General features: G+C 35.8%; 18 protein-coding genes. 14 read left to right on the top strand and 4 right to left on the bottom strand.

The features are described 5' to 3' along the window. Window positions 1–43: 43 nt before the first annotated feature. On the bottom strand, window positions 44–1,360 hold the full coding sequence (locus ADH99_RS05560) for an ISL3 family transposase (protein ID WP_049554475.1): 1,317 nt from the start codon (window positions 1,358–1,360) through the stop codon (window positions 44–46). 158 nt (window positions 1,361–1,518) lie between these two features. After that, on the bottom strand, window positions 1,519–2,013 hold the full coding sequence (locus ADH99_RS05555; protein WP_049555411.1) for a cupin domain-containing protein: 495 nt from the start codon (window positions 2,011–2,013) through the stop codon (window positions 1,519–1,521). Window positions 2,014–2,129: 116 nt separating this feature from the next. Between ADH99_RS05555 and mgtE the strand changes: the two genes are divergently transcribed. From mgtE to ADH99_RS05540, 3 genes are read left to right on the top strand one after another with little or no spacing between them, the layout of a single operon-like run. Continuing rightward, on the top strand, window positions 2,130–3,461 hold the full coding sequence (mgtE, locus tag ADH99_RS05550; protein WP_049555412.1) for a magnesium transporter: 1,332 nt from the start codon (window positions 2,130–2,132) through the stop codon (window positions 3,459–3,461). 50 nt (window positions 3,462–3,511) lie between these two features. After that, a complete protein-coding gene (lepA, locus tag ADH99_RS05545; RefSeq protein WP_049555413.1) occupies window positions 3,512–5,341 on the top strand; it encodes a translation elongation factor 4 in 1,830 nt (609 codons plus the stop codon). Between the two features lie 59 nt (window positions 5,342–5,400). Continuing rightward, window positions 5,401–6,756, top strand: a complete 1,356-nt coding sequence (locus tag ADH99_RS05540) for an MATE family efflux transporter (RefSeq protein ID WP_049555414.1) — start codon at window positions 5,401–5,403, stop codon at window positions 6,754–6,756. A 30-nt stretch (window positions 6,757–6,786) separates the two neighbouring features. Here the strand turns inward: ADH99_RS05540 and ADH99_RS05535 are convergent, their stop codons facing one another. Continuing rightward, window positions 6,787–8,244 (bottom strand): sucrose-6-phosphate hydrolase, encoded by a 1,458-nt coding sequence (locus ADH99_RS05535; RefSeq protein WP_049555415.1) that lies wholly within the window; start codon window positions 8,242–8,244, stop codon window positions 6,787–6,789. Between the two features lie 194 nt (window positions 8,245–8,438). Here ADH99_RS05535 and ADH99_RS05530 point away from each other — a divergent pair, with 194 nt between their 5' ends. The 3 genes from ADH99_RS05530 to ADH99_RS05520 all read left to right on the top strand — a co-directional run bounded on the left by ADH99_RS05530 (window position 8,439) and on the right by ADH99_RS05520 (window position 11,674). After that, window positions 8,439–10,334: a PTS beta-glucoside transporter subunit IIBCA gene (locus ADH99_RS05530; RefSeq protein WP_049555416.1), complete on the top strand. Its 1,896-nt coding sequence runs from the start codon at window positions 8,439–8,441 to the stop codon at window positions 10,332–10,334. 97 nt (window positions 10,335–10,431) lie between these two features. Then, a complete protein-coding gene (gene scrK, locus ADH99_RS05525; protein WP_049555417.1) occupies window positions 10,432–11,319 on the top strand; it encodes a fructokinase ScrK in 888 nt (295 codons plus the stop codon). Window positions 11,320–11,440: 121 nt separating this feature from the next. Beyond that, window positions 11,441–11,674 carry a YneF family protein gene (locus tag ADH99_RS05520; RefSeq protein WP_049555418.1) on the top strand — a complete coding sequence of 78 codons (234 nt, stop codon included), beginning with the start codon at window positions 11,441–11,443 and terminating at the stop codon, window positions 11,672–11,674. Window positions 11,675–11,732: 58 nt separating this feature from the next. Here ADH99_RS05520 and ADH99_RS05515 read toward each other — a convergent pair whose 3' ends face one another. Further along, complete coding sequence (locus ADH99_RS05515) at window positions 11,733–12,356, bottom strand: lysophospholipid acyltransferase family protein (RefSeq protein ID WP_049555419.1); 624 nt, start codon at window positions 12,354–12,356, stop codon at window positions 11,733–11,735. A 139-nt stretch (window positions 12,357–12,495) separates the two neighbouring features. On the opposite strand from ADH99_RS05515, the gene ADH99_RS05510 reads away from it, so the two are divergent. The 8 genes from ADH99_RS05510 to nrdH all read left to right on the top strand — a co-directional run bounded on the left by ADH99_RS05510 (window position 12,496) and on the right by nrdH (window position 19,476). Continuing rightward, window positions 12,496–13,776 (top strand): hypothetical protein, encoded by a 1,281-nt coding sequence (locus ADH99_RS05510; RefSeq protein WP_049555420.1) that lies wholly within the window; start codon window positions 12,496–12,498, stop codon window positions 13,774–13,776. Between the two features lie 26 nt (window positions 13,777–13,802). Further along, window positions 13,803–15,095, top strand: a complete 1,293-nt coding sequence (locus ADH99_RS05505; RefSeq protein WP_049555421.1) for a hypothetical protein — start codon at window positions 13,803–13,805, stop codon at window positions 15,093–15,095. A 188-nt stretch (window positions 15,096–15,283) separates the two neighbouring features. After that, entirely contained in the window at window positions 15,284–16,054 is a 771-nt protein-coding gene (gene rpsB, locus ADH99_RS05500) for a 30S ribosomal protein S2 (protein ID WP_039848780.1), read from the top strand. Window positions 16,055–16,169: 115 nt separating this feature from the next. Continuing rightward, window positions 16,170–17,051 carry a translation elongation factor Ts gene (gene tsf, locus ADH99_RS05495; protein WP_049555422.1) on the top strand — a complete coding sequence of 294 codons (882 nt, stop codon included), beginning with the start codon at window positions 16,170–16,172 and terminating at the stop codon, window positions 17,049–17,051. Between the two features lie 77 nt (window positions 17,052–17,128). Then, window positions 17,129–17,851 carry a UMP kinase gene (pyrH, locus tag ADH99_RS05490; protein WP_049555423.1) on the top strand — a complete coding sequence of 241 codons (723 nt, stop codon included), beginning with the start codon at window positions 17,129–17,131 and terminating at the stop codon, window positions 17,849–17,851. 3 nt (window positions 17,852–17,854) lie between these two features. Continuing rightward, window positions 17,855–18,415 (top strand): ribosome recycling factor, encoded by a 561-nt coding sequence (frr, locus tag ADH99_RS05485; RefSeq protein WP_049555424.1) that lies wholly within the window; start codon window positions 17,855–17,857, stop codon window positions 18,413–18,415. A gap of 52 nt (window positions 18,416–18,467) precedes the next feature. Then, a complete protein-coding gene (locus tag ADH99_RS05480; RefSeq protein ID WP_049555425.1) occupies window positions 18,468–19,112 on the top strand; it encodes a thermonuclease family protein in 645 nt (214 codons plus the stop codon). Between the two features lie 127 nt (window positions 19,113–19,239). Next, window positions 19,240–19,476: a glutaredoxin-like protein NrdH gene (gene nrdH, locus ADH99_RS05475; RefSeq protein WP_039848779.1), complete on the top strand. Its 237-nt coding sequence runs from the start codon at window positions 19,240–19,242 to the stop codon at window positions 19,474–19,476. The last annotated feature ends 15 nt before the right edge of the window (window positions 19,477–19,491 follow it).

The following is a 19,491-nucleotide window of genomic DNA, read 5'->3' as shown; positions in this document are numbered from 1 at the left end:
GGCTCTTTGTCAAATAGTGTTGATGAAGAATATTAGGAAGGGATTAAGCAACTAATTGTTGCTTAATTCCTTTTTGTTTTGGGCCAAACATTTTTGTTATTAAAATAATCCTGTTCCTAAAGTGATAATAGTTTCTAAAGCCATAGGCATTTCTTTTGAGCACTTTTATTTTATTGTTTATTCCTTCAATAGGTCCGTTTGTTCTAGTTGGATGCTCACAAGTATTTTGAATATATGGCAGGTAAGTAATTAGAGTTTTTAATACTCTTTTTAAACCAGAAGATAGGTCTAATTGTGTAGCTGCTTCAATCATTTCCTTGAATTCTATATAATCTCTAGCTTGAATACATTCACGAAGTGAATGTACAACCTCATAATCATTTTTAAGAGATGGATTGTTTTCCAAAATATAATCCACGATTCCTTTACTTGTTATAAAACTTTCAAAAAGCTTATAACGATTATATTTATAGTTCTGAAGTTCGTTAGGATTCTTTAAAATGAACTTCCAATAGTGTTTTAACTTTCGATATAATTTAGGGTCTTTATAACGATGCTTATTCATGACACGTACCCGAGTACGATTTAATTCTCTATTTAAGGCTTGTACGATATGAAAAGGATCAATGATAATTTTTGCGTTAGGAAACATTTCTTTTATTAATTGAATGTACGGTAGGTACATGTCGATTGAGATAGTTTTTACCATTAATCTAGTCTTGGGCTCAAAACGATGAAAATATCTTTTCAAATTGTAAGATTTTCTATCTCGTACAACATCGACCAGCTTGTGTGTAGTGCTATCACAAATAATGAAACTCATATTACTATCGGAAGATTTAACGGATTTAAATTCATCAAAGCATAAATGCGCAGGTAAATCATGTAATGGTTTAATCGTTAAGAATCGTGCTGTATCATCTATGATACGTCTGACAGTATGAACTGAAACATTTGTTTCTTTTGCGATATATGTTTCAGATACTGTTTCACTTATTTTTGATTTGATTTCGTTTTTTAATCGTTTCGAGATATGACAGTGTTTTTCTACAATTCGACTAGTGTCTGCGGTAAATGAAGAGCCGCATTCTCTACAGAGAAATCTCTGCTTGCGTAGATTTAAGTAGGCCGGAAGGCCTGAAACAGAACAGAGAGTGATACGAGAAGTTTTCGTCCCATTTTTAACAATATTATGATTTTGGCTAACACATCCACAGACGGTACAAAATTCTGGTTTATGCGTATATGTAGCTGAATAAAATAAAGATTTTCTCTTTTTAAATATCTTCTCTTGAACTTTATTATCCCAAATAATATTTTTATCTTTGATTTGTAGCGTAGCTTCTAGTATATTGTTCATATGGTCATCATCCTTTTGTATTAGGTTTAGGCGCTTTTAATATAATGGATGTTGGCCTTTTTGTATACACTAAAATAGGGTTGTGGAAAATTTCCATCAACCCTAAAAATTATAGAACCAAAAGAACTTAGCAACGAATATGCTAAGTTCTTTTTTTCTTATTTTGAAACGACAGCAAGACGACGAATGATCTCTTCGTGTTCCGCATACTTTTCTAATAATTCATCTTGGGTATAGAGTATAAAATCTTCGTATTCAAAACCAGGTGTAACGCTGCAACTCACAATCGCAAAATCTTCTTCGTTCTCCGATTCAATGGTAGATCCAAAGACGACTCCTGCAGGAACGGTGAATTGAAGTTTTTGACCTTCTCCTGGTCCGATTTCTACAGCTTCGTAAGTACCATTAGGATGAATCATATGTACGGTAAGGGCGTGTCCAAAATGATAGTACCAAATTTCATCAGATGAGAGGAGATGGAAGTGGGATGGGTTTTGGTTCGTTAATAAAAATAAGATAGAGGTAGAAAGAGACCGGATGCGTCCCTCAGGCAGTTCTACAGTTTCAATAGCTTTATACGTTTGTCTAAAATAGCCACCTTCTACATGTGGTTCTAAGGCTAATTCTTCAATCCATTCTTCTTTCGTTTTCATAAGAGACCTCCTAAGTTATTTTCTTATATTATAGCGTAACTTTTTCTGCTTGTGAATTGTTGATAGAATGGTAATTATGCTATACTGGTACTATTGGAAAAGGAAGGAGAAGAGTCATGAAAGATAATATTGCACTTATTGTTTCGAATAAAGATGTCAAGAAAATAAGAGAGCTTTTTAATGAGAATTATCCGATTGATATCGCTTTAGCGTTAGAAGAAGTTGACGATGACGTTCTAAAGAATTTCATGTTCTCTATCTCGAATACAAGACTTGCTTCGATTTTAGAAGTTGCTGAACCTGAATTCCAATTACGAATGCTTGAGAAATTACCATTTAGACGTGTAATTTTACTGTTCCAGCAAATGTCAAATGATGATGTCGTGGATATTTTAGGGAATTTACCAGTGGGAATACGTAAGCGTTATATCAAAATGATGAAGCAAAGTTCTCAAGATGATATTCAAACGATGTTAAATTACGCTCCGGATACTGCCGGGGGGATTATGACAACGGAGTACATTACGGTAAAAGAACACTTAACCGTAGAAGAAACTCTTTCTAAACTAAGAGAGATTTCTCCAAACTCAGAAATTATCAATATTATTTTTGTAACGAGTTTACAACGGAAATTAATTGGTTGGATTGATATTCGTGATTTATTCACGCATGATTTAGATGAGAGTTTACACGATGTGATGCATACGAATATTATTTCCGTCTTACCAGAAGAAGACCAAGAAGAAGTGGCCCGTATTTCTACTAAGTATGACTTATCTGTCGTGCCAGTAGTCAATAAGCAAAATGTGTTACTTGGGATCATCACAATCGATGATATCGTTCACGTCTTACAAGAAGAGCACCACGAAGATATGTTATTAATTAGTGGGGTTGAAGGAACAGAACGAATCGGTGGACCTTTTAAAGAATCGATTCAAAAACGGACCCCTTGGCTGTTAATCAACTTAATTACAGCCTTTATGGCAAGTGCGGTTGTTGGATTATTCCAAGACACGATTGAGCAAGTTGTTGTTCTAGCGGTTGCCATGCCAATTATTACAGGAATGGGTGGGAATTCAGCTTCTCAAACATTAGCACTGGTTATTCAAGAGGTTGCAATTGGTCAACTAACTTGGGAAAAAGATAAAAAGTATGTATTAAATGAAATCTGGCTTGGATTAGTGAATGGGATTATTACAGGGATTTTTGCAGCGATTGCACTCTACATCCCATATCAAAACTTTTTCTTATCGATTATCGTCATTTTAGCAATGGCAATGAACTTAATGGTAGGAGCATTCTTCGGCTTCTTTGTACCTTTATTCTTAAAGAAACTGAATTTAGACCCAGCCATTTCATCAACGATTTTTGTAACAACAGCTACAGACGTATTAGGATTCTTTATCTTCTTATACTTAGCTGAATTGTTCTTGCCATTATTAATGTAGTTTGATAGAATTATTTGAATTTTATTGTAGTAGTGATTAAGGAGTTATTCATGAATTTAGAACAAATGAAAGAAAGACAAAAGCGTATTCGAAACTTTTCGATTATCGCTCATATTGACCACGGAAAGTCTACATTGGCCGATCGTATCTTACAAGCAACTGATACTGTTGCTGACCGTGAGATGCAAGACCAATTATTAGACTCGATGGATCTTGAAAGAGAACGTGGCATTACCATTAAATTAAATGCTGTGGAATTAACATATGATGCTAAAGATGGCATAGAGTATATTTTCCACTTAATCGATACACCTGGGCATGTGGACTTCACATACGAAGTTTCACGTAGTTTAGCAGCCTGTGAAGGGGCCATTCTTGTAGTGGATGCTGCTCAAGGGATTGAAGCGCAAACTTTGGCGAATGTGTATTTAGCAATTGATAATGATTTAGAAATCATTCCTGTTATTAATAAAATCGATCTTCCTGCGGCGGACCCAGAAAGAGTGCGAACAGAAATTGAAGATGTTATTGGCATTGATGCTAGTGAGGCAGTTCTGGCTAGTGCTAAAGTTGGAATTGGTATTCCAGAAATTTTGGAACAGATTGTAGAAAAAATACCTGCGCCTACTGGAGATATTGAAGCACCGTTACAAGCGTTGATTTTCGACTCTGTCTATGATGCGTATCGCGGGGTTGTACTAAATGTCCGTATTCAAAACGGGATTGTAAAACCTGGCGATAAAATTCAATTGATGAGTAATGGGAAGACATTTGATGTAGTGGATGTTGGAATCTTCTCACCAAAACCAATCAGCCGTGATTACCTAATGGTTGGAGATGTGGGTTACATCACTGCTTCTATTAAAACAATTCAAGATACTCGTGTAGGGGATACGGTTACTTTAGCGAATAATCCTGCTAGTGAACCGTTAGATGGATATCGTAAAATGAATCCAATGGTATACTGTGGTTTATATCCAATCGATTCATCAAAATATAATGACTTGCGTGATGCGTTAGAGAAATTACAATTAAACGATGCTGCGCTTCAATTTGAAGCAGAAACTTCTCAAGCGCTTGGGTTTGGTTTCCGTTGTGGATTCTTAGGATTACTTCATATGGATGTTATTCAAGAACGCTTAGAGCGCGAATTCGATTTAGATTTAATTACAACAGCACCATCTGTAATTTATCATGTACAAAAAACAGATGGTACAGAGGTGGTTGTATCAAACCCAGCTGAGATGCCGGACCAATCCAGTGTTCAATCGATTGAAGAGCCATACGTAAAAGCATCTATTATGGTGCCAAACGAATATGTAGGAAGCGTAATGGATATTTGTCAACGTAAGCGTGGTGTCTTTGTAACGATGGATTACTTAGATGAATACCGCGTGAATGTGATATACGAAATGCCACTTTCTGAAATTATCTTTGATTTCTTTGATTCGTTGAAATCAAGTACTAAGGGATACGCATCATTGGATTATGATTTAATCGGTTATAGACCAAGTAAGTTAGTGAAAATGGATATCATGTTAAATGGTGAAGTTGTCGATGCTTTAAGTATTATTGTTCATAAAGACTTTGCTTATGGACGTGGTAAAGCCATCACAGAAAAATTAAGAACTTTAATTCCACGTCAGCAATTTGAAGTTCCTATTCAAGCGGCTATTGGAAATAAGATTCTCTCACGTACAAATATTAAAGCCCTCCGCAAAAACGTGCTTGCAAAATGTTATGGAGGAGATGTTTCTCGTAAACGTAAATTATTAGAGAAACAAAAAGAAGGGAAGAAACGTATGAAGCAAGTGGGGTCTGTTGAAGTTCCACAAGAAGCTTTCATGTCAGTTCTAAACTTAAACGAAGAAGAAAAATAATGAGTTGTAAAAAGGCGTTCAGTGCGCCTTTTTACTTTGAATTTGAAAGGAGATTATGAATGGATAAAGAACGTCAACATTTTTATCGGCAAATGCTTGCCATTGCAATTCCTGTATCTCTTCAAAGCTTATTAACGTCTTTCTTAAATACATTAGATACAATAATGATTTCTTCTCTGGGAGATGCGAGTATTGCGGGTGTCGGGCTTGCAAATCAGGTATTTTTCCTATTTACGTTAATCTGTTTTGGGATTCATACAGGATCTGCAGTTCTCTTCTCTCAATATTGGGGAATTCGAGATTCAAAGAAAGTTCAAGCGGTTAATCAAATGAGTTTACTGCTATCTACCGCTGTCAGTGTTGTATTTATGCTTCTTGGTATACTATTTCCTCAAGAAATTTTGCGTTTATTTACTCAGGATCCGCTTGTTGTTCAAGCTGGAGGTGATTACTTACGAGTAGCCGCTTTAAGTTATGTATTTACAGCTTGGAGTTTTGCGATGACAAATGCACTTCGTACAACAGGAAGCCCAAAAATTCCTCTAGTTGCCACCATTTGTAGTTTTATCACGAATGCTTTCTTTAACTATGTCTTTATCTTTGGTAAATTCGGAGCACCTGCACTTGGAGTCGTTGGAGCTGCTGTTGCTACTTTAATTGCTCGTATCGTTGAAGTGGGCGTCCTCTTTGGTGTTGTTAGTTTTTATAGCGGCCCAATTCATCTACCAATTGGTCGCTATTGGTCCAAAATTTCAAAAGGTTTTTGGATGAGTTTTTGGGTAACAACTTTCCCGGTAATTGTTAATGAAACTTTCTGGGCATTAGGACAAGTATTTTATAGTGCCGCCTACGCAATGGTTGGAACTCAAGCAACTGCTGCTGTTCAAGTTGCTGTTGCTGTACAAAATTTATCATTTATCCTAGTACGTGGAGTGGGTAGTAGTTGTAGCATTATGTTAGGAAACCGAGTAGGACGAAATGAACTGGAACAAGCTCAAAAGGAAGCAAAACGCTTTTTAATGATTTCTCTTGTTATTGGAGTAGTCATTGGAGCTATTCAAAGTTTAACGCCACAATGGACTTTATTAATGTTTGCCCATTTAAGCCCAGAAGTATTTGAACTTGGAATGCAATTGCTTCAAATTATGGGAATTATTTTTGTATTTAAAACCTTAAATTCAATTATTCTTGTTGGTATTTTACGTGGTGGAGGCGATACACAATACGGCATGAAACTTGAAATGGCTTGTGTATGGCTAGTGGGCGTTCCATTAGCATTACTTGCAGCTGCAATTTGGCATTTTCCAGTACAACTGGTCATAATCTGTGCTGGAGCTGAAGAACTATGTAAAGCAGTAATTGGATTGAAACGAGTGTTCTCAGGAAGATGGATTCACCGATTGGTTGAAGCATAAAAAAAGAAGATCCGATAGGATCTTCTTTTTTTAGTTTGGATTTGTAAATGAAAGCAGTGGATAATAGACCCCAGTTGGATCTCCTTGTAAAATTGAAATTTGTGTTTGATCCGCGCGAGGGAAGACACGGCCAGAAAAGACCATTTCTCCATCATTAACAAAGATTTCAAAGACAGAATTATCAATAAAAATACGCGCAGTAGTGTCTGCTGGAGCAACTGGTGCTGAACGAACACTACTATATTCTGTAGCTAAGGCTTCTCCAACATTGCTACGGTCAACTACAACCTCACCATCTACAAGATTAAATATTAGGGAAAGTCCATTGCCATCCTTGTCTGAGAACAGAATAAGTTCATGAATCATATCACCTTTTAATTTAAGGTTTAATTCGTAGCAATTCGATGTGTTTTTAATATATTTATTAAACGGAAGGGAAGATTGACGAAGTTTTTCAATTCCTTTTACAGGAGTTTGATATAATTTACCATTTTTAATGGAAAGTTCTTTCACTAAAGATAAGATTCCTTGGTGTTCGTAAATATCGCTAGGATAAGAAACATCTGGTAATCCAAGCCAGCTGATGCAAAGCGCACGCCCGTCTGGTGCGTTAAACGCTTGAGTAGCATAGACGTCAAAACCGTAATCTAATTGATGGGGCTTAGAAACTGGTGTGATTATCGCATTTTCTGGGTCGAATGTTTCACCAATTTTATATAAGTTTGGATAAATATTATCGTAGTGGAATACGTCTTTATCTAATCCTTGAGGGCAGTAAATGAGTACTGGTTTGTCATCTACGAATACTAAGTTCGGACATTCCATCATATAAGCGGTATTGTCATTCTTAAAATCTAAATCTCCAATTTCTTCCCAATTTGTATAATCGTTATTAACAGAGCGGTAGAGGCGAACAAACCCTTTTTTATCTAGGTTTTGACCTCCTACAATCGCGTAATAATGATCTTTATATTGAAAAATTTGAGGGTCTCTAAAGTGATCTGTAGCATCACTTGGTTTTGGAATCAAATCTTTTCCAAGTTTTTCAATATGACCGTCTTTATCCATAAGTGCCCCTAATTGGTAAGGGTGACGAACCCAATTTTCATCTCTAACATTTCCTGTATAAAATAGAAACAATTGATCACCAAATTGCATTGCACTACCTGAATACGCACCATGACTATCGAGTGGAGTATCTGGTAGTACCTTGACTCCAGTTTCTTTAAAGGTCACAAGATTATCACTTTCCAGTTGTACCCATGATTTTAAACCATGAGCCGCTCCGAAAGGAAAGTTTTGGTAGAATAAAATCCATTTGCCATCAAAATAAGAAAATCCGTTTGGGTCATTTAATAATCCGCTAGATGGTTCTACGTGATATTTCGCTCTCCAAGGAGATTTTTCCATTGTAGACTTTAATTGTTCTTTTTCAGCCTCTGACCAATCTTCATACCTTTTATATCTCTTTTCAGTTGTCCATTTCATGATGGATTCCTCCTCTAAAATTGTATCTTTACAGTACGTGTTTTTGCGCGTAAATGCAAGCTTTTTTGGAGGAAGTGTTCTTTTAGTGATTCAATATCAGATGTAACTTGACTTATAACGGTATAATGATACAATTCGAAATGAAATAAATGTGCTATTATTAGTAACAATTTTTATAAAGGAGAGTGTAATGGATGAATAATATTGAAATTGCTAAAAGTGTTATCGAAGCCATTGGTGGCAAAGACAACGTTAGTAGTGTAGCGCACTGTGCAACGCGTCTTCGTATCATGGTAAAAGATAAGGAAAAAATCGATACGAATAGAGTCGAGAATATTGAGAAAGTTCAAGGGGCGTTCTTCAACGCAGGACAATTCCAAATTATTTTCGGTACAGGAACTGTAAACCGTATTTATGATGAAGTGGTATCTCTTGGATTACCAACTTCAACAACTAGCGAAATGAAAGCCGAAGCAGCTAAGCAAGGGAACTGGTTCCAACGCGCTGTTCGTACATTCGGGGATGTATTTGTTCCAATCATTCCAGCCATTGTTGCAACAGGTCTTTTCATGGGGCTTCGTGGATTGTTAGAGGCTTTTGGTGTTGTATTACCATCTGACTTTTTAATCTATTCTAAAATCTTAACAGATACGGCCTTTATCGCATTACCGGCCTTAGTAGTTTGGTCTACGTTTAAAGTGTTTGGTGGGAATCAAACAATCGGAATTGTACTTGGTCTGATGTTAATTTCTGGTTCTCTTCCTAACGCTTGGGAGGTTGCTCAAGGTGGGGAAATTGTTCCAATTAAATTCTTCGGTCTTGTGGATGTCGTTGGATTACAAGGTTCTGTTTTACCAGCGTTTATCATCGGGGTTGTAGGTGCTAATTTTGAAAAATGGGTCAGAAAATATGTACCAGAAGTATTGGACTTATTAGTAACACCTTTTATTACATTATTTGTAATGTCAATTTTAGGACTTTTTGTATTAGGACCAATCTTCCATCAAGTAGAGAAAGTGATTCTTTCACTTACAACAACTGTATTGTATTTACCATTTGGTCTTGGTGGACTAATCATTGGTGGTACACATCAATTAATCGTTGTTTCTGGAGTTCACCATATCTTCAATTTATTAGAAATTAACTTATTATCAGCGACTGGACAAAACCCATTTAATGCTATTATTACAGCTGCGATGACGGCTCAAGGGGCTGCAGCGGTTGCGATTGGTGTTAAAACGAAGAGTCCAAAATTAAAAGCATTAACATTCCCAGCGGCTTTATCTGCTTTCCTTGGAATTACAGAGCCTGTTATCTTCGGGGTAAACTTACGATTCCGTAAACCATTCGTTCTTTCATTGTTAGCAGGTGCGTTAGGTGGAGCTCTTTCAGCTTTACTAGGATTAGCGGGTACAAGTAACGGAATTACAATCATTCCTGGTTCAATGCTTTATGTCGGAAATCAACAATTACCACAATACTTATTCATGGTTGCAGTATCATTTGCGTTAGGTTTTACTTTTACTTATTTATTCGGTTACGATGACTCAATGTTAGATACTCCTGTTGAAGCAGAAGGACCTTCTTCACAAGAAACTCAAGAGGAAGAAGCAGGTGCGCCGGCGACTGAACGTACTGATGAAAAATTACATTCACCAATTGTTGGCGAAGTTGTGGCTTTAAGCGAGGTAAATGATCCTGTATTCTCTAGCGGAGTTATGGGACAAGGGATTGCAGTGAAGCCATCTAAAGGAGTTGTATATGCTCCAGCAGATGCCGAAATCGCGATTGCGTTCCCAACAGGTCATGCATATGGTTTAAAAACAGATAATGGTGCTGAAATTCTCATTCACGTCGGAATCGATACTGTTTCGTTGAATGGTAAAGGATTTGAAGCAAAAGTATCTCAAGGAGACCGTGTAAGAGCAGGGGATATCATCGGAACATTTGATTCTGAAGTGATTGCTGCAAATGGGTTAGATGACACAACAATGGTCATTATCACTAACACAATGGATTATGCAGAAGTGACTCCAATCGCAACTGGTTCTGTTACGAATAAAACTCGAGTATTAGAGTTACATGTATAATTTTTCTATAAGACGAATTCTATTACAGGATTCGTCTTCTTTTTTTAGGTAAAAATATGATACAATAATTAAAAATAACTAAGGGAGCTTAAGGCCTATGACAAACTTATATGGAAGTTTAGAAGCTGGAGGCACAAAGTTCATTTGTGCAGTTGCTGATGAAGATTTTAATACTGTTGAAGAACTTCAATTTCCTACAACGACTCCAAAAGAAACGTTAAAAAAGACAGCGGACTTTTTTGCAAAATTTAAAAATCTAGCTGCAATTGGAATCGGGTCATTTGGACCGATTGATGTGGATCCTAAATCTAAAACATATGGATACATCACGACAACACCAAAACCAAATTGGGCAAATGTTGATGTTGTTGGTGCGTTGAAAAAGAGAGTAGATGTGCCTATTTACTTCACAACAGATGTAAATAGTTCTGCTTACGGAGAAGTTTATGCGCGTAACAATCGTGGAGAAAATATCGAAACGCTTGTCTACTACACAATCGGTACTGGAATTGGTGCGGGGGTGATTCAACGGGGTGAATTTATTGGAGGCACTAGTCATCCTGAAATGGGACATGTTTATGTAAGTAAGCACCCAATTGATGTGGCAAATAACTTTGATGGCGTTTGTCCTTTCCATAAAGGCTGTCTTGAAGGTTTAGCTGCTGGTCCAAGTTTAGAAGCACGTACTGGAGTTCGTGGAGAACATATAGATATTACGAGTGATGTTTGGGATGTTCAGGCGAGTTATATTGCTCAAGCAGCCATTCAAGCAACTCTAACTTTCCGCCCTGAAAAGATTGTTTTTGGAGGAGGAGTTATGGCTCAAAATCATATGTTAGAACGCGTTCATCGTATGTTTGAGGAATTACTAAACGGATATGTACCAACACCACCAGTGAAGGACTTTATTGTAACACCTGCCGTTGAGAATAATGGGTCAGCTACATTAGGTAACTTTGTATTAGCGAAAAGTTTAGTTCATTAATTTTCCAAGTATCTATCATTTATGAAGTTAACTAATGGAAACTTTACCGCAAGGCTTTTCATTTTCTTCATAATTTAGTACAATAGTTAAGGATACACATATTGAAGGGAGAGAAAGCCAAATGTCAACAGGAGCATGGATTTTAATCGTGATTCTTGCTGCAATCGCAGGTGCGATCGGTGGTTTCTTTATCGCACGTCGTACAATGATGAATTACTTCGCAGAAAACCCACCATTTGATGAAGATATGATTCGTAGCATGATGACTCAAATGGGTCAAAAACCATCTGAACAAAAAGTTCGTCAAATTGCTGCTTCAATGAGAGCACAAGCTAAAAAAAGAGCTAAAAAATAAAGTAAAAACCATCGGAAATTTCCGATGGTTTTTTTGTGATACCGTATACGGTATCACCTTATTTTTTTACTGGTAATTCATATACATAATTTGGATTAATTTCTTTATCAAGTTCATCAAATTTTTGAATAAGCACTTGATCGTAATTAGCAATTTCTTCTTTTGTTAGTTTTTGATCTGCAATATAAATAGGATCACCAATACGTACATGCATTTTCTTACGTTTAATAATATCCTTGAAAGTTAATGGTCCTTGATACACCATTGGAACGATAGGGGCTTTTGCTAGACGAGCAATCATCACAGCGCCACCTTTCATCTCGTTAGAGTAACGTGTTCCAGTAGGGAAGATAACAAGGGCTTTTTGATTTTCCTTAATTTGTTGGACAGGATATTTAATCGCGCTCGGTCCTGGTTTTTCACGGTTCACTGGAAAAGCACCAAGTTTCTTAATAAACCAAGCGAATGGTTTTGGTTTGAATAATTCTTGTTTTGCCATTAAGACAAGAGGTTGAGGATAAACAGCAATCGCCATCATCACTGGGTCTAGCCAAGAACGGTGTGGTGCAACTAATACATATCCTGTATCTTTGGGTAACTTATCTTTTCCTTGGTAATCGCCAAAGCCATTGAGTAAAACAAGAAGGCCTCGAACAATCCATAAAGTGATTTTGTATATCATAGAATTCTCCTTTAGTTTCTCTGTAATTGTAGTATGCGTGAATTCAACGTTTTTTGCAAGTTCAAAACACTCATGGAAACCCTCTCTTTTTTCGTTATATATGGTATAATAATGGTAAGAATTTTACGGAGAATTTCCTATGAAAGAATATAAAATCAGTTATTTTCGACTAAGTTTAGTCTTATTAGGGTATTTAATTTATAATCTTGTCTATTATATGCTTGATTATTCCGGAGGCTATGCGTTCTTTATTGTTTGGCCGATTTTCTTTTTATCTTTAGCCATGATTGTTTTAGGAAACATCTTACTTTTTAGAGACATCGTTAAATTAAGAGCTACTTATGAAAAGAATAAAATGATTCAAGTAACCAGTATGATTCAAGTCATCTCTGCTAGTATTGGTTTATGTTTCCAACTAACGAACTTAAGTGCAGGGATATTGTGGCCAATTAATTATGTCGAACATTATCCGCTTTTAGTTGGTACAAGCATCATTTATTCGGTTATTTTCATAATAGGCGTTATTCAAAAAAGAGCAATAGAGCAACAAGAAAAGTTGTCATCCGTTTTCAGTTTAGTTTTCGGGTTTTCCGTGGTCTTACTTTGTAACTTCTTATTATTCACGAATAGCAAGGCGTCTGTTTTTGATTCAAATAAACTATATGTAGAGGAGTTTAAAGATTTCGGCTTCACTGGAAAAGTTGAGGTTCGAGAAAAAACGCAATTAATTGAACCGTATGTTGGTTCTCGTACTAGTTTACATTATGATGAGAAATTATCGGATGGTAGTTATTTCTGGGAGTTAATTGATGTTGTAGAAGTTCGAAGCGGGACTCATGTAACCAAACTGGACGATCAGCTTGTTGAAGAAATTAGTAAGTATCTTGAGACCGATGAAGAAAATGAATTATTCGATAAAGTAAAGAAACTAGAATTTCAATTTGTGCTATTCCTTTATAAGGACTTAATCAGAAAACGTAACATTGATACAGAACTAATCGATAAAGTTAATAATGCGGTTGGGTTTAAACTAGTAGAAAAATACGGTTTGAGTCTTTATCCAAAAAATCCTCCAGAGTTTTATAGCTTGATTATTAAAAACGCTCTGAAAAATAGAGCAAACGGGGATACTGAAGTCGCTGGTTTTTATAATATTGATGTCTTAAATAAAGCGATGATTGCTCACTTTGGTTATGTGAATTACCTTGAGTTCGATCAATTCCTTAAGGATAAAAACGCAAGTCGTGTAGATTATCTTAAAAAGATACTATCTGAGATTCCATCTGGAACGCTTGAGGATGGGACTTATAAATTCACTGGCACGACAAAAGTTGATGGTAAAGATCAATTAGTGACGGTTACGATGGTAATTGAAAACGGAAGTAGTCATTTTGAACCAGACGAAATGAGAAATCCGTAATCTATGATAAGTAAGGAGGAACTTTTATGAAACGAAATACAGTCAGTTTTTTTCGGCTGAGTTTAGTGATCATTGGATATTTAATCTATAATGTTCTTTTCTATTTGTATCCATCTGGAGAGTTTCCTTCTTTTGCATGGCCTTTTGTTATTGTATCGTGGGCACTGATTGCTTTTGGAAATCTCTTTTTACTCATCGATCCAATACGATTAATGGTCGGATTTAAAGAGGATGAAAATATCAGGAATTCAAGTTTTATTCAGTTGGTTCTTGTAATTGTAAGCTACTTTATTCAGAGCGCTGATTTAATAAAAGGAAAACTAAAGTTCATTGATTTTATGAATCATTTTTCTGAAACATTCGCTTTAAGTTTAATTCTTACATTGATTTTTATCATTGCGGTTTATCAAAAGCTATGGCTCCATAGAGAGGACAATAATGATGCCAAATACCATTTTGTATTTGGATTGTTTTTAATTATTATTACGAATATTTTGTTAGTATCAACTGCATTTTCATCGATTTCAGCACCATCACTTTTCAATTCTGGGAAAAACTATCCTCAAGAGTTTAAAGACTTCGGACTAAATGGGACTGTAAAAGTAAAAAATAAAAAGCACGCATTTGAATTACGAGGATATGAAGTGAGTTTGGAATATACTGAGCAGTTTTCGGACGGATATTCTTATTCAAAAAATTATACAATTTCTGAAGAGGCTGGAGATCAATATGAATTAGCAATTTCAAATGAGAATGTTCAAAAAATCAAAGAACTATTAAAAACTGATAAAGAGCGCGAACGACTTGATAAAGTGAAATATGAGGAATTCAACTTTTTACTCACCCTTTATAAAGCGAAATTAAATAAATTAAAAGTGCCTTATACAATTGCTGATACCATTAATACAGCTTTTAAAGTTGAGCTGGTAAAAGAATCTAGAGTTGATTTTTATCCAACAGACGGGTATGAATTTACGGCGTTTTTAATTGCTGAATCGCTTCGAAATGTCGAAAAAGGGGATCAAGACGCTGCTGGGTTTTACAATATTGATGTAAAGCAAGCGATGAAGAACGATCAAATTTACGCAAATATTGATCTCATTTTCTATTCTGAATTAACTTCTAAAGCGCAAAAAGCAGGGTTATCTAACCTAGAATACTTTAAAGAAGTACTTGAAGCATTACCAAGAGGCTCCTTTTGGGATGGAGTCTATCAATTCAAGGGTAGTGCTGAGGTGAATGGAAAAACGAGAGATGTGATTAGTACTTTTGTTGTGGAAAATGGGTTAGGTTATTTTGAAGAAGATGAATTGAAATAGAATTGTTTCGTCATGAAAACAATAGAATTTTCTTGCATTTTAAATAACTTTCATGTACAATCATTGATGGTGTAAAAACCAAAAAAATTCACACCTAATTGGATGTTAAGATTGGTGCTTCTTTTAGAAGAGGTCTTATCGCTGAAAATTGGGGAGGAAAATATAAACCAAATTGGAGGAAAATAAAAATGGCAGTTATTTCAATGAAACAATTGTTAGAAGCTGGTGTACATTTCGGTCACCAAACACGTCGCTGGAACCCTAAGATGAAGAGATACATCTTCACAGAAAGAAATGGTATCTATATCATCGACCTACAAAAAACTGTTAAATTAGTGGACGATGCATACAACTATATGCATGAAGTTGCTGAAAACGGTGGTATTGCATTATTCGTTGGTACTAAAAAACAAGCACAAGATGCTGTTAAAGACGAAGCAATCCGTTCAGGTCAATACTACGTTAACCATCGTTGGTTAGGTGGTACTTTAACGAACTGGGATACAATCCAAACACGTATCAAACGTTTGAAAAAAATCAAAGAAATGCAAGAAGACGGTACTTTCGAAGTATTACCTAAAAAAGAAGTTGGTATTCTATTAAAAGAATTAGACAAACTTGAAAAATACTTAGGTGGTATTAAAGATATGCCACGCATTCCTGATGTAATGTTTATCGTTGACCCTCGTAAAGAACGCATTGCTGTTCAAGAAGCTCACAAATTAAACATTCCAATCGTTGCTATGGTTGACACAAACTGTGATCCAGATGAAATTGATGTTGTTATTCCATCAAATGATGATGCTATCCGCGCGGTTAAATTAATCGTTGCTAAAATGGCTGATGCATTCATCGAAGGTAACCAAGGTGAAGACGTAGCAGTAGACGTTGAAGACTTAGATAAAGATACTTCATTAGAAGATATCGAAAAATTAGTTGAAGGCGACAACGCTGAATAATCACTAACTGTTAAGCTGTTTGAATCAGAAAGAGGCGAAATAGACTTTTCAATTCAAACAGCTTTTTTTAAAAAGTTCATAAAAATTTTAAAGCAATTTATAGGAGGAATTGAGAATGGCTCAAGTTACAGCTCAATTAGTAAAACAATTACGCGATATGACTGGCGTAGGTATGATGGATGCTAAAAAAGCATTAGTTCAAGTTGAAGGAGATATCAACAAAGCAGTTGATTTCTTACGTGAAGCAGGATTAGCAAAAGCTGCTAAAAAAGCAGACCGTATCGCTGCTGAAGGGATTACTAATGTATTAGTAGAAGGAAACCGCGCAGTTATCTTAGAAGTGAATGCTGAAACTGACTTCGTTGCTAAAAACGACAAATTCCAAGCATTAGTTAAAGAAGTTTCTGAAGCAATCTTAAAAGCAAACCCTGCTGCATTAGAGGAAGCTCTTGAAGTTGAAACTCCAAACGGAAAAATTTCTGATGTGATTGCTGAAGCTACTACAGTTATCGGTGAAAAAATCACTTTACGTCGTTTTGAAATCGTTGAAAAATCTGATGCAGATGCTTTCGGTGCATACTTACACATGGGCGGACGTATTGGTGTGTTAACAGTTGTTGAAGGCTCTACTGATGAATCAGCAGCTAAAGATGTTTCAATGCACATCGCTGCAATCAACCCTAAATATATTGACCGTTCACAAGTTTCTGAAGAAGAATTAGAACATGAAAAGAAAGTTCTTACTGAACAAGCATTAAACGAAGGCAAACCAGCTAACATCGTAGAAAAAATGATCGCTGGACGTTTAAATAAATTCTTAGCTGAAATCAGCTTAAACGATCAACCATTTGTTAAAGATCCAGATCAAACAGTTTCTAAGTTCGTTGCTTCTAAAGGCGGAAAAGTTAAATTATTCCACCGTTATGAAGTTGGTGAAGGTTTAGAAAAACGTGTTGATAACTTCGCTGAAGAAGTAATGGGACAAGTTAGAAAATAATTATTGTTGAAGATAGGGAATATGGTAGTCCACTACCCGCTATTCCCTTTTTTTATAAAGATTAAGGAGACAAAGCAATGGTTGAACCAAAATATAAACGTGTGGTTTTAAAATTAAGTGGTGAGGCTTTAGCAGGCAAAGCTGGCTTCGGGATTAATCCACCAACGATTAAAGAAGTTGTTAAAGAATTAAAAAAGGTTCATGATCTTGGTGTTGAAATCGCAATTGTTGTCGGTGGTGGTAACATCTGGCGCGGAATTACTGGCGAAGAAGTTGGTATGGAACGTGCTCAAGCAGACTATATGGGAATGTTAGCTACTGTAATGAACGCTCTTGCACTTCAAGATGCTTTAGAAAACGTAGGGGTTCCAACGCGTGTTCAAACTTCAATTGACATGCGTCAAATTGCTGAACCTTATATTCGTCGTAGAGCTGTACGTCACCTAGAAAAAGAACGTGTTGTGATCTTTGCTGGTGGTACTGGGAATCCATATTTTTCAACTGATACAGCTGCTGCTTTACGCGCTGCTGAGATTGAAGCAGATGCAATCTTAATGGCGAAAAACAATGTGGATGGTGTTTACAGTGCTGATCCACGTGTAGACGTTAATGCGAAGAAATACAATGAATTAACACACTTAGATGTTATTCAAAAAGGCTTAAAAGTAATGGATACGACTGCAAGCTCACTTTCTATGGATAACAATATTCCATTAGTGGTGTTTAATTTAAATGAACCAGGAAATATTAGACGCGTTGTATTAGGGGAGAACATTGGTACAACAGTTAGGGGGAAATAGGATATGTCAACTAGCGAAATTTTAGCTCATACAAAAGAGCGTATGAAAAAATCTGAAGATGCGCTTCAACGTGAATTAGGTTCAATCCGTGCGGGACGCGCGAATGCAAGTCTTTTAGACCGTCTAGAAGTGGAATATTACGGAGCATTAACTCCCGTAAACCAATTAGCTTCAATTACAGTTCCTGAAGCTCGCATGCTTTTAATTACTCCTTATGACAAATCTTCATTAAATGACATTGAACGTGCAATTTTGATGAGCGATATCGGAATTACTCCAACAAGTGATGGTTCCGTAATTCGTTTAATTATTCCGCAATTAACAGAAGAACGTCGTAAAGAATTAGCTAAACAAGTAGGTAAAGAAGCTGAGAGTGCAAAAGTTAGCGTACGTAATATTCGTCGTGATGCAATTGACCAAGCGAAAAAAGCTGAGAAAGCTAAAGAAATTACTGAAGATGAATTACACACACTTGAAAAAGACATCCAAAAAGTTACGGATGACAGTGTTAAGAACATTGACAAATTAGCTGCAACTAAAGAGAAAGAACTTTTAGAAGTATAATTTGAATAAAAAGGGGCATTTGCCTCTTTTTTATTTATAAAGGAGAAGGCTAATGACACAAAAACAATGGAAAATGATTAGTACTATTATTTCAATTATTATCTTAATCGTATTTGCGCTTTATAAAGCTTTTGGAGAGCAAAAAGCTATCAACAAATCAAATGCTCATTCTTCGTCCAAAACCTCTCAGAATACGTCTAATTCTTCTTTTACGGGAAAAAACTTTGATTTCTTTGAAAGCATGAAAAAGTATCCTTTTAAATATGTGTACGGAGCTGATGGAGATACGTTTCATCTGAGTTATGAAGGAAAAGAGTTCAAAGTTCGCTTATTGATTGTAGATGCGCCTGAAACTGCTAAAGAGGGAAAAGAAGCACAACCATTTGCGGATGAGGCGAAGAAACGTACTGAAGAATTGTTGAAGAATGCAAAGAAAATTGAAGGAAGTTTCGATGTCGGGGACCATGCAGATAAGTATGACCGTGCATTAATGTACGTATATGTGGATGGTAAGTTACTTCAAGATATTCTAATTGAAGAAGGTCTTGCGAGAGTTGGTTATGCATATGAACCCAATACAAGTTTATTAAAGCAATTCCAAGAAATTGAAAAGAAAGCAAAAAAACAAAAGAAAAATATATGGGAAAAAGAGGGATATGTAACGAATAAAGGTTATGATATCAGCGTTTATAAGTAATTTGTGAAAAAACTATATATTGTGTTGAAAATGGATATTGTATTTTCATAAGAACTATATATTGTATTTTGAAACAAAATGATGTATGATAACTTCTGTCAGAAAAAATAAAAGGGGGAGAAGTAATATGTCAAATCGCAATATTATTCTTTATTCTAAACCAAATTGTATGCAATGTAATTTTACAAAACAATTTTTTGAAAATAACAATGTGGAATTCACTGTAAAAGATGTTTTCGAGTCAGAAGAAGCTTTAGCAGAAGTGAAGGAATTAGGGTTCCAATCATTACCTGTAATTGTTGCTGATGGCGTTGAACCATTCTTTGGATTCCGTCCCGATCTTTTAGAAAAATTAGTGGGATAATTTTATTTTTATATG

This window comes from Granulicatella sp. 572.rep1_STHE (assembly GCF_001073445.1).
Lineage (GTDB): Bacteria > Bacillota > Bacilli > Lactobacillales > Aerococcaceae > Granulicatella > Granulicatella adiacens.
This window is presented reverse-complemented; position numbering and strand designations above follow the sequence as displayed.

Bases quoted from the DNA above. Each gene is read 5' to 3' on its own strand.
- ADH99_RS05560 (WP_049554475.1), bottom strand. From the start codon at position 1,360: ATGAACAATATACTAGAAGCTACGCTACAAATCAAAGATAAAAATATT.
- ADH99_RS05555 (WP_049555411.1), bottom strand. From the start codon at position 2,013: ATGAAAACGAAAGAAGAATGGATTGAAGAATTAGCCTTAGAACCACAT.
- mgtE (WP_049555412.1), top strand. From the start codon at position 2,130: ATGAAAGATAATATTGCACTTATTGTTTCGAATAAAGATGTCAAGAAA.
- lepA (WP_049555413.1), top strand. From the start codon at position 3,512: ATGAATTTAGAACAAATGAAAGAAAGACAAAAGCGTATTCGAAACTTT.
- ADH99_RS05540 (WP_049555414.1), top strand. From the start codon at position 5,401: ATGGATAAAGAACGTCAACATTTTTATCGGCAAATGCTTGCCATTGCA.
- ADH99_RS05535 (WP_049555415.1), bottom strand. From the start codon at position 8,244: ATGAAATGGACAACTGAAAAGAGATATAAAAGGTATGAAGATTGGTCA.
- ADH99_RS05530 (WP_049555416.1), top strand. From the start codon at position 8,439: ATGAATAATATTGAAATTGCTAAAAGTGTTATCGAAGCCATTGGTGGC.
- scrK (WP_049555417.1), top strand. From the start codon at position 10,432: ATGACAAACTTATATGGAAGTTTAGAAGCTGGAGGCACAAAGTTCATT.
- ADH99_RS05520 (WP_049555418.1), top strand. From the start codon at position 11,441: ATGTCAACAGGAGCATGGATTTTAATCGTGATTCTTGCTGCAATCGCA.
- ADH99_RS05515 (WP_049555419.1), bottom strand. From the start codon at position 12,356: ATGATATACAAAATCACTTTATGGATTGTTCGAGGCCTTCTTGTTTTA.
- ADH99_RS05510 (WP_049555420.1), top strand. From the start codon at position 12,496: ATGAAAGAATATAAAATCAGTTATTTTCGACTAAGTTTAGTCTTATTA.
- ADH99_RS05505 (WP_049555421.1), top strand. From the start codon at position 13,803: ATGAAACGAAATACAGTCAGTTTTTTTCGGCTGAGTTTAGTGATCATT.
- rpsB (WP_039848780.1), top strand. From the start codon at position 15,284: ATGGCAGTTATTTCAATGAAACAATTGTTAGAAGCTGGTGTACATTTC.
- tsf (WP_049555422.1), top strand. From the start codon at position 16,170: ATGGCTCAAGTTACAGCTCAATTAGTAAAACAATTACGCGATATGACT.
- pyrH (WP_049555423.1), top strand. From the start codon at position 17,129: ATGGTTGAACCAAAATATAAACGTGTGGTTTTAAAATTAAGTGGTGAG.
- frr (WP_049555424.1), top strand. From the start codon at position 17,855: ATGTCAACTAGCGAAATTTTAGCTCATACAAAAGAGCGTATGAAAAAA.
- ADH99_RS05480 (WP_049555425.1), top strand. From the start codon at position 18,468: ATGACACAAAAACAATGGAAAATGATTAGTACTATTATTTCAATTATT.
- nrdH (WP_039848779.1), top strand. From the start codon at position 19,240: ATGTCAAATCGCAATATTATTCTTTATTCTAAACCAAATTGTATGCAA.